We start from the raw sequence: 8905 nt of genomic DNA, 5'->3' as shown, positions 1-8905 counted from the left end.
CGCGGAGGTCCGGGTTCCGCCTTCATCAACCGAAAGGGACGACATGGAATCGACGACTCCCGCCGCTTCCGCTTCACCGGTCTCGGCGACCGCGGCCGACCACCGGGGCACGCTCCGGACCCTGCTGTGCGCGGAGGTACTGTCGATGACGGGCTCGCAGCTGAGCGCCGTCGCACTGCCGTGGTTCGCCCTCCAGAGCACCGGGTCGCCCGCCGCCATGAGCAAGGTGATGGCCGCCCAGATGGTCGCCGTCGCGGTCTTCGGCCTGCTGGGCGCCTCGCTCGCGGGACGGCTGGGCCCCCGGAAGGTGCTGCTGCTCGCCGACACCGCCCGCGCGCCGCTGATCGCCCTGGTGCCGCTGCTGCACTCGGCCGGACTCCTCAGCACGCCGGTCTTCATGGTGCTGCTGTTCGCGGTCGGTTCGTTCTTCGCCCCCTACGTGGCCAGCCAGCAGGCCATCCTGCCCGCCCTCGTCGGCGACGACGAGAACCTGCTCAGCAAGGCCAACGCCCGTCTCCAGGGCGCCACCCGACTGACCATCCTCCTCGGACCGCCGACCGCCGGACTGCTCATCGCGGCGATGGGAGCCCCGGCCGTACTGTTCCTGGACGCGCTCAGCTTCCTGGCCTCCGCGGTACTGCTCCGCTGGGGCCTGCCGCGCGACCTTCCCCTCACCGTGGCGCCGCGCCGCGGCCGGCTGCGCGACAGCCTGACCGTCCTGCGCCGGAACCGGCTGCTCGGCCACTGGACGCTCGCCCAGATCCTCGGCGAGTGCGCCTGGCAGGCCCTGTTCGCGCTCATCCCGGTCTTCGTCCTGCTGCGGCACGGATCGTCGACCCTGTCCGGTGTGCTGCTGGGCGCCTTCGGCGGCGGTGCGCTGCTGGGCACGTTCCTGGTGGGGCCCGCCCTGCGCCGGCTGTCCAACCTGCGCCTGGCCGTCCTCGGCCGGGCCGGCCAGGGCATCGTCTTCCTGGCGCTGCTGCTCCCGCTCGGACCGGGCGCGTTGACGGCCTTCCTGATCGTGGTGGGCCTGTTGAACGGTGTGTCGAACGCCCCGATGGTCGCGGTGCGCACCGCCGCCATCCCGGCGGCGCTGCGCTCCTCCACCCTCACCGTGATCGCGGCCGGCGCGCTCTCCGGCGGCACCCTGGGCCTGGCGGCGGCAGGCACCGCCGTGGAGTCCGCCGGCATCGAGCGGACGTTCATGGGCCTGGCGATCGTCCAGGCCTGCGGGGCCGCGCTCTTCGTCCTGGGCGCCGCGGCCGCCGCCCGCCCACGTGAGGGGAAGCGACTTGGTCGTACGACTCAGTCGACCGACTAGGTCGATACAATGCGCGCATGGCTCACGTTTCCGCGGCCGAGCGCCGCCCTCAGCTGATCAAAGCGGCGATCGACCTCATGACCAGGGAGGGCGTCGCCGCCGGCAGCACGCGTGCCATCGCCGCCGAGCTCGGCGTCGCGCAGGCCACGGTCCATTACTCCTTCGGCACGAAGGCGGACCTGTACCGGGCGGTCATGGAGCAGATCACCGAGGACCTGACCGCGCGGATCGAGCGGGCGGCGCCGGAGGGCGCCGGTTTCGAGGAGACGGTCGTCGCGCTGGCCCACGCCTCCTGGCGCACCGTGCGGGAGGAGACGACCCATTACCGTCTGCTCACCGAGCTGAGCATGCTCGCCCTGCGCACCCCCGGCCTGAGCGAGGCCTACCGGGACTACTACCGGGGGATGGGCGAGGTGACGGCACGGCTGGTGACCGAGGCGGCGACGCGGACCGGGTACGGGCTCGCCCAGCCGGCGGGGACGATCGCCCGGTTCTTCCTCGCCGGGTTCGACGGGCTGACGCTGCAACACCTCTACGCGCCGGACGAGCTCTCGGAAGACATCGGCCTCCGGGCGTTGGTCTCCGCGACGATCGCCCTGGCCGGAGGCCGACTGGAGCTCGTGGAGATGCCGGCGGGCTGACGGGCTGGCAGAACTCGGCCGCGCTCAGCCGGTCCAGACGTCCTCGACGTAGTGACCGGACTCGGCGAGGGAGACCAGCCAGGTGGCGGCTTCCTCGCCGGACGCGCCGGTGTGCTCGCGGTGGATCGCCATGAGCGCCTCCCGCACCGCGGGGGCCATGCGACGGCCGTCGCCGCAGACATGGACGCGGCCGCCGGCTTCCAGCGCGGCCCACACCTCTTCGCCCTCGCGCGCGAGGCGGTCCTGGACGAAACGGTCGCCGTTCTCGGGCATGTGCATAAAGGTGGGGCGCATGCTCACCGCCCCGGCCGTCTCGGCGGCCTCGAACTCCTCTCGGTGGAGGTAGTCGACGTCGGGGTGGTCGCAGCCGAAGTAGCACAGCAGCGTTCCGGCCGACCGGACGTACAGCCGGTCGAGGACCGCACCGCGGAAGGGCGCCAGCCCGGTGCCCGCGCTGACCAGGACGACCGGCACGGACGGGTCCTCGGGAAGCCGGAAGGCCTCGCTGCACGGCAGCACCCGGGCCTGGAGGGTGTCCCCCGCCGTCACGCTCTGGACGTAGTGCGAGGCGATGCCGTGGAAGACACCCTCGCCGCTCCTGTGGGGCGCGGCGAGCAGCGACATCATCAGGTCCACCTCACCGGGCGAGGCCTCGGCGGACGAGGAGATCGAGTAGTGGCGCGGGCGAAGGACCGGCAGCAGCTCCAGGAAGCGCGCGAAGGGCAGCTCGCAGGCGCGATAGCGCTCCAGCAGGTCCAGGACGCCGCGTCCGGCGGCCGTCACCCGCTCGCGGAAGGTGTCCGGGGTCCGTCGCGGCGAGTTCGGCCAGGGGTCGCTTCTCGGGCGGGCAGGCGGTGTGCTCGGCGAGCACGGCGACCTGCTCCCGGGTGGCGGGGTCCTGCAACTCGACGAAGTCGGTCAGCGGTCGGTCGACGGGCAGGGTGTCGCCGCCGCGGCGGCGCGCGCGCGCAGCCGGACGGTACGGTCCAGGTCGAGGTCGAACCGGTCGGCGACCCGTCGTACGAGGGCGTCCGGGTTGCCCGGGAGCACGGCCAGGTGGTCGCCGGTGCGGTCGCCGACGCCGAGCACGGCGTACCGGACACCGTCGAGCGAGCCGGGCTCGAGTCCCTCCAGCGACGTGACGAACTCGGCGGCGTCGTCGGTTGGCCTGCCGTTGTAGGAGGCGGCCACGATCACCACCGGACCCTCGGCGGCACGCAGTTCGCCGACGTAGTCGTTGAGGGGTGCCACCGACGGGGCGAACCCGTGCTCGTCACCGTCCGCGGCCAGATCGCGGGCGATCCCCGTACAGGTGCCGAGGTTGGAGCCGTGCAGAAGGGTGAGCGCGGTGCCTGTGGCCCGTCGCACCACTCGACTGTCCTGGCCGGCGGGGGCGCTGCTCGCGGCGGCCGTGGGCAGCCGGCGCTCGCCGCTGGTACGCCGGGCCAGTTCGAGGGTGAACCCGTCGGGTGTTGAACGACAAGGTCGGATGACTCAACCCAGGAGCAGCGCAAGGCGTCGGCCTGCCGGCGCGCGAGGCACGGACAGCGGGAAGGCATCAAGGAGTTGACGCGCCGATGGGAGCGGCAGCGGCATGCGCGCCGGTACGGGCGCTGGTACGGGCCCGAAGCCGGTACGGGCCTGACGGGCCTCGGGCCGTCGTCATGGCCGACGGCGCGGGCCGGGCTAGCCGGCCGCCGCGTGCGTGGTCTTCTTGCGGGCGCGGTACGCGGCCGCCTTGATCTTGTTGCCGCAGGAGTCCATCCCGCACCACTGGCGGCGCATGCCCCGCGAGCGGTCGATGTAGGTGCGGGTGCACTCGGGGTTGCCGCATTCCTTGAGCAGGGGCACATCCGCCCCGCTCAGGAGCTCGATGGCGTGCCGGGCCACCGTGGAGAGGGCTTCTTCCGGCGTCGCCTGTGTCCATCGCCCCGACGGAGTGAGCTGCGGTACGGCGGGCGGCTTGCGCGCCGCGTTATTCACCACGGTCAGCGCCGCCCTGTCGCACTCCTCCCCGAGCCGACGGGCCGTGACCAGCCGGTAGACGGCTTCCCGTACGGCCCTCGCCTGGTCGACGTCGGCCTCCCCGCCGGGAGAGACCGCGTCGACGAGGCCGGACTCCACGTACCACGCGTTCAGCCTGTCGGGCGTCGTGAACATCTCGAAGCGCACCGAGCGACGCGCCCGCAGCGTCGCGGCGAAGTCGAGTGCCGGGTTTCCGCACACGAAGACATGGTCGAGGTTCACATCACCATTCTGGCAGGTGACTACGGCACGGGCAAGGTCCGGCCGCTTCGGCTCAGAGGCCGAGGTCCACGGCGAGGCAGGAGAAGAACTTCCACGATCCCTCGGGGTCATGGGCGTGACGCGTCGAGCCGTTCGCCGTCGCCACCCTTTCCTCGACCATGTCCTCATGGCGAATACGCTCGGGCAGCTTGCCGAATCGTGCTCGGCGTGCCGCGGCGGCGCTGTCCGTGGTGTTCTGGCATTCCATGGTCGAACTCCGTTCGGTCGCTGGCGGATCAGGGTCTACTGGCGGTTGAAGCCTTCCGTCAGTCACCTGCCAAGAGGGTGAGCAGACAACCGGGGCGGACACTTCGTCAGAAGCGGTCCACGTCGACGACGGCCTGGACGAACGCGGCGGGTGCCTCCTGGGGCAGATTGTGGCCGATCCCCGTCAGGGTTCGGTGCTCGTACGCGCCGGTGAACCTGTCCCGGTACGAGGTGCCGTCGCCCGGAGCCGTGAAGGGATCCCGCTCGGGGTCGAGGGTGATGGTGGGCACCTCGATGACCGGTCGCGCGGCGAGCCGCTTCTCGAGTCCGTCGTAGCGGCGCTCGCCGTCGGCGAGGCCGAGCCGCCAGCGGTAGTTGTGGATGACGATGGCCGCGTAGTCGGGGTTGTCGAATGCCGCAGCGGTGCGCTCGAACGTGGCGTCGTCGAACTCCCACGTCGGGGAGACGGTGTCCCAGACAAGCCTGGTCAGGTCGTGCCGCAGGGTCGTGTCCTCCATGGCGAGCCGGCCTCGCTCGGTGGAGAAGTAGTACTGGTACCACCAGGCGTGTTCGGCTTTGGGGGCCAGCGGCTTCAGATTCGCCTGACGGTCGATGACGAGGTATCCGCCCACCGACACGAGGGCCTTGCAGCGTTCGGGCCGGAGCGCGGCGACGATGTCGGCGGTGCGCGATCCCCAGTCGAAGCCGGCCAGAACCGCCCGCTCGATCTTCAGGGCGTCCATCAGGGCGATGAGGTCGAGGGCGATGGCCGATTGCTGACCGTTCCGGAACGTCCGGCCGGAAAGGAAACGCGTCGTACCGTGACCGCGCAGGTACGGGACGATCACCCGGTAGCCCTCCTCCGCCAGGAGAGGGGCGACATCGACGTAGCTGTGGATGTCGTACGGCCAGCCATGCAGGCAGATGACCGCGGGACCGTGGGCGGGGCCCAGTTCGGCGTAGCCGATATTCAGCAAGCCGGCGTTGATCTGCTTCAACTGCGGAAAGCTGGTCCGCGCTCCGGAGACGGCCGTAGGAACGATCCGCGCCGCGGATGCGCTCGGGGTGGCGGCGGACGCGGCCCGCCGGCCGGTCAGTGAAACGGCGGCCGCGCTCGTGCCCAGCCCCAGGGCCCAGCCGAAGTTACGCCTGCTGATCATACGAATCACTCCGTGCGTTCATGTGCACCGACCTCTTCGATGACCGACTGTCGCACACATCGCGTCACCAGTCAAACGGGTGACGAAAAATTATTAATCTGGGGGTAGCTACGCCGAGTCACCGGCTGAATAGGTGATGCAGGAGAGGTCATGGAGGGCAGGCTGTGACAGGGCGAGGCGCGGCTCTTGGCACTGAGGACCGGTTCCTCGATCCTTGACACAGCAGTCGGTGACAGGGGCGGCGGGCGGTGCCCTCCTCCCCCGCCCGTCAACGCGACTTCGGAATCCGGCTCAAGGAGTACACGTACATGAAGAGCCCCTTGCGCGCCCTGCTCGTTCCGGTGGCCGTCATGGCCTCCGCCGTGCTGCCGGTCTCCACGGCCCACGCCGCCGACGGGTACGACCGTTGCCCTGCCGGCTATTACTGCATGTTCTCGGGCCTCGACGGCACCGGCGACATGATCAAGCTACGCGGGAACGCTCCGGACCTCGCCGCTCTCGGCATGAACGACCGGGCCGAATCGGACTGGAACCGGACCTCTTCGACCATCCACCTCTGGTCCGATGCCAACTACACCGGCTGTACGGCCATCACGTCCGCCGGGCCGACCGGCAAGGGCAACTTCTTCCCCGCCTACCGGGACTTCTTCAGCTCCGTGCAGTTCGACGGTCCGGGCGGCCCGAGCTGCGGCACGCCACCCGGCGAGGGCCGCTGACGGCACCGCGGGCGCCGGGGCCGGGGCCGGGGGCCGAGGGTCAACCGGACTCGGCGCTCCTGATGACCGCGAATGGGGCTCCGGAGGGGTCGAGGAACATGGCCACTCGCCCGATGCCCGGGGCGTCCATGGGCGGGATGAGGACGATGGCGCCGTGCTCCGTGGCCGCGGCCACCGCGGCGTCGCAGTCGGCGACCTCGAAGTAGGGGTGCCATTCAGAGTGGGCGCCTGCGGCCAGGTGCCCCTCCGGCAGCTGCATGAGGCCGCCGTGCACGGCGTCCACCCCGCCACCCGCCGGCCCGGCGATCTTGTACTCGAGGCCGCCGCCCACCGGCATGTCCCGGGTGTCCCAGGGCAGGACGGAGCGGTAGAACGTGTCCGCCGCCGCCAGGTCCGTCGTGTACAGCTCGGCCCAGCTGACCGAGCCCGGTTCGTTGACCAGGTCCAGCCCCTCCACATCACCGGCCTGCCAGACCGCGAACTCGGCGCCGGCGGGATCGGTGAAGCCGGCCATCCGGCCGGCGGTGAAGACGTCGCCCGGCGGGATGCGGACCGTGCCGCCCGCCTGTTCCACGGCCTTCGCCGTGGCGTCGGCGTCCTCCGTGCGGAAGTACACCGTCCAGGCCGAGCCGGCGCCCTCCTCCGTCAGCGGTCCGACGCCGGCGACGGTTCTGCCGCCCAGCCGGAAGAAGCCGTAGCCGACGGCGGGGCCGGCCGAGGCGTACTCCCAGCCGAGGACCGCGCCGTAGAACGCGACGGCGGCGTCGATGTCGGGGGTGCCGAGGTCGAGCCAGGCCGGCCCGCCGGGGACATGAGTGGACGTCAGCATGGGGTGCCCTTTCGGCCGCTGGAGCATGTGGGTGCGCCCGGCGGGGGCCGGGCGGCCGTGCGGGAGACGATCGGCTCTCAGCATGGCAGGGGGCACTGACAATCCCGCCGAGGCGCCGACCGGCGTGCCGGGGCCGGCCGCCGCGATAGGCCGCGGGTCAGCGCACGACCGGACTCTCCCCCACCTCGAGTTCGGAGGCGTACGGCGGCCGCGCCCCCGCCCGGGAACAGGTCAGCGCTGCGGCGCGGGCGGCGAAGGCCAGGACGTCGTACCACTGGTCCGCGTCCAGGGAGGGCATGCCGGTGAGCGCGCCGTGCTGGTCCAGGCGGTGCAGCAGCGCGGCGTTGACGGTGTCGCCGGCTCCGATCGTGTCCACGACGTCCGTCTCCGTGCCGGGGACGGACAGTTCCAGGCCGTCGCGGGTGCGGACGGTCAGGCCGGCGCCGCCCCGGGTGAGCACGACGGCGTACGGGCCCGACGCGACCCACTCCTCGACGGCAGTCGCGAGGTCGGTGGACTCCGCGAGCCAGGCCGCGTCCTCCTCCGAGAGCTTGAGCACGGTGGTGTGGGGCAGCCAGGAGTGGAAGCGGGCCCGGTAGGCGTCGGCGTCGGGGATGAGGCCTGGCCGGATGTTCGGGTCGAGCGCGGTGAACAGGCCGTTCCGGGACGCGCGGCGCATCAGCTCCTCGTATGCCCCGGCCCCCGGTTCCAGCACGAGGGAGCAGGTGCCGAAGGAGATCGCGCGTGCCGCCGCGGGCAGACCGTCGGGGAGCCGGAAGAGGCGGTCCGCGGTGCCCTCCGCGTGGAAGGTGTACGTGGCCGAGCCGCCGTCGCCGATGTGTGCCACCGCCAGCGTGGTGGGTTCGGGGCCGCGCTGGACGAGGGAGGTGTCCACGCCGTCCGCCGTCAGGGCGCGCAGGAGGGCCTCGCCGAAGTGGTCGGTGGACAGCCGGGAGCAGAAGGCGGCCGGGGAGCCGAGGCGGGCGAGGGCGACGGCGGTGTTGTAGGGGCCTCCGCCGCGCCGGGGCAGCAGGGCGGGCAGCTCGTCGTCGGCGGGCCCCGTGGGGACGAGGTCGATGAGGGCTTCGCCGGCAACGATGATCATGAGGGGTTCGGACCTTTCGGCAAGTCGTGATGGTGACGTGCGGGAGTGGGCATGGGTGGCCTCTCGGTGACAACGGCGCAACGGGCGCCGCGATGCCCCGGTCGACGGTGCTTGGGCGCGACTCACACTCCTGGTGCGGACCGTACGGCGATCCCGTTCCGTTCGAGCAGCGCTGAGGTCACCCCGTCACCCGGCACCAGTTCCCCCGTGAACGACCCGTCGTAGACCGCGCCGCGTCCGCACGAGGGGCTGCGCGGCATCAACAGTGCCTCGGTGCAGCCCGCGCCGCGCGCCGCCGTGAGCGCGCGCCGCGCGCCCTCGACGAACTCCGCCGTCACATCGCGTCCGGTGTCCTCGACGACCCGCGCCGTCCCGTCGAGCACGTCGTGCCCGTCACCGCCCACCAGTTCCGCGGGGCGACGCGGTGTGGCGAGGCCGCCCGCCGTCTCCGGGCAGAAGGAGACGACCTCACGGCCGGCCACGGTCTGCTCGATCTCCGGCGACGCCTTGTGCCGCCCGTCGAACCGGCACGGCACCCCGCGCAGACAGGCGCTGACCAGGATTGCTTCCATGCCGCCAGGCTAACCGCGCCGCCACGGCCCACGTCCGGTGGGGGCGGGGAGTGTCGACTCCCCGCCCC

Annotated in this window: 10 protein-coding genes and 1 pseudogene; 3 read left to right on the top strand and 8 right to left on the bottom strand. The window is 71.9% G+C overall.

Annotated features, from left to right (window positions below; all coding sequences use genetic code 11):
• Nucleotides 1–43: 43 nt before the first annotated feature.
• Complete coding sequence (locus AB0E98_RS27425; RefSeq protein WP_361707541.1) at nt 44–1321, top strand: MFS transporter; 1278 nt, start codon at nt 44–46, stop codon at nt 1319–1321.
• A gap of 17 nt (nt 1322–1338) precedes the next feature.
• Entirely contained in the window at nt 1339–1962 is a 624-nt protein-coding gene (locus tag AB0E98_RS27420) for a TetR/AcrR family transcriptional regulator (RefSeq protein WP_361707539.1), read from the top strand.
• Nucleotides 1963–1986: 24 nt separating this feature from the next.
• Here AB0E98_RS27420 and AB0E98_RS27415 read toward each other — a convergent pair.
• From AB0E98_RS27415 to AB0E98_RS27395, 5 genes and pseudogenes are all read right to left on the bottom strand, one after another.
• A pseudogene (locus AB0E98_RS27415) lies at nt 1987–2748 on the bottom strand (reductase); the annotation flags it as partial.
• Nucleotides 2749–2880: 132 nt separating this feature from the next.
• On the bottom strand, nt 2881–3330 hold the full coding sequence (locus AB0E98_RS27410) for a flavodoxin domain-containing protein (RefSeq protein ID WP_361707537.1): 450 nt from the start codon (nt 3328–3330) through the stop codon (nt 2881–2883).
• A gap of 318 nt (nt 3331–3648) precedes the next feature.
• Entirely contained in the window at nt 3649–4209 is a 561-nt protein-coding gene (locus AB0E98_RS27405; protein ID WP_361707534.1) for a CGNR zinc finger domain-containing protein, read from the bottom strand.
• Nucleotides 4210–4261: 52 nt separating this feature from the next.
• The gene (locus AB0E98_RS27400) at nt 4262–4456 is read right to left on the bottom strand and encodes a hypothetical protein (protein ID WP_361707531.1); all 195 of its coding nucleotides are present in this window, start codon (nt 4454–4456) and stop codon (nt 4262–4264) included.
• Nucleotides 4457–4562: 106 nt separating this feature from the next.
• The gene (locus AB0E98_RS27395) at nt 4563–5615 is read right to left on the bottom strand and encodes an alpha/beta hydrolase (protein ID WP_361707529.1); all 1053 of its coding nucleotides are present in this window, start codon (nt 5613–5615) and stop codon (nt 4563–4565) included.
• Between the two features lie 308 nt (nt 5616–5923).
• Between AB0E98_RS27395 and AB0E98_RS27390 the strand changes: the two genes are divergently transcribed.
• Nucleotides 5924–6331: a peptidase inhibitor family I36 protein gene (locus AB0E98_RS27390; RefSeq protein ID WP_361707527.1), complete on the top strand. Its 408-nt coding sequence runs from the start codon at nt 5924–5926 to the stop codon at nt 6329–6331.
• Between the two features lie 40 nt (nt 6332–6371).
• Here AB0E98_RS27390 and AB0E98_RS27385 read toward each other — a convergent pair whose 3' ends face one another.
• The 3 genes from AB0E98_RS27385 to AB0E98_RS27375 all read right to left on the bottom strand — a co-directional run bounded on the left by AB0E98_RS27385 (nt 6372) and on the right by AB0E98_RS27375 (nt 8837).
• Nucleotides 6372–7160, bottom strand: a complete 789-nt coding sequence (locus tag AB0E98_RS27385; protein ID WP_361707524.1) for a VOC family protein — start codon at nt 7158–7160, stop codon at nt 6372–6374.
• Between the two features lie 157 nt (nt 7161–7317).
• Nucleotides 7318–8265: a carbohydrate kinase gene (locus tag AB0E98_RS27380; RefSeq protein ID WP_361707522.1), complete on the bottom strand. Its 948-nt coding sequence runs from the start codon at nt 8263–8265 to the stop codon at nt 7318–7320.
• A gap of 122 nt (nt 8266–8387) precedes the next feature.
• The gene (locus AB0E98_RS27375) at nt 8388–8837 is read right to left on the bottom strand and encodes a DUF523 domain-containing protein (RefSeq protein ID WP_361707519.1); all 450 of its coding nucleotides are present in this window, start codon (nt 8835–8837) and stop codon (nt 8388–8390) included.
• Nucleotides 8838–8905: the final 68 nt, after the last annotated feature.

The organism is Streptomyces sp. NPDC037389 (genome assembly GCF_040636475.1).
In the GTDB taxonomy this organism is placed as follows: Bacteria; Actinomycetota; Actinomycetes; order Streptomycetales; family Streptomycetaceae; genus Streptomyces; species Streptomyces hesseae.
Note: the sequence above shows the minus strand (reverse complement) of the source record. Positions and strands in the feature narration are given on the sequence as shown.

Bases quoted from the DNA above. Each gene is read 5' to 3' on its own strand.
- AB0E98_RS27380 (WP_361707522.1), bottom strand. From the start codon at position 8,265: ATGATCATCGTTGCCGGCGAAGCCCTCATCGACCTCGTCCCCACGGGG.
- AB0E98_RS27385 (WP_361707524.1), bottom strand. From the start codon at position 7,160: ATGCTGACGTCCACTCATGTCCCCGGCGGGCCGGCCTGGCTCGACCTC.
- AB0E98_RS27420 (WP_361707539.1), top strand. From the start codon at position 1,339: ATGGCTCACGTTTCCGCGGCCGAGCGCCGCCCTCAGCTGATCAAAGCG.
- AB0E98_RS27395 (WP_361707529.1), bottom strand. From the start codon at position 5,615: ATGATCAGCAGGCGTAACTTCGGCTGGGCCCTGGGGCTGGGCACGAGC.
- AB0E98_RS27390 (WP_361707527.1), top strand. From the start codon at position 5,924: ATGAAGAGCCCCTTGCGCGCCCTGCTCGTTCCGGTGGCCGTCATGGCC.
- AB0E98_RS27425 (WP_361707541.1), top strand. From the start codon at position 44: ATGGAATCGACGACTCCCGCCGCTTCCGCTTCACCGGTCTCGGCGACC.
- AB0E98_RS27375 (WP_361707519.1), bottom strand. From the start codon at position 8,837: ATGGAAGCAATCCTGGTCAGCGCCTGTCTGCGCGGGGTGCCGTGCCGG.
- AB0E98_RS27400 (WP_361707531.1), bottom strand. From the start codon at position 4,456: ATGGAATGCCAGAACACCACGGACAGCGCCGCCGCGGCACGCCGAGCA.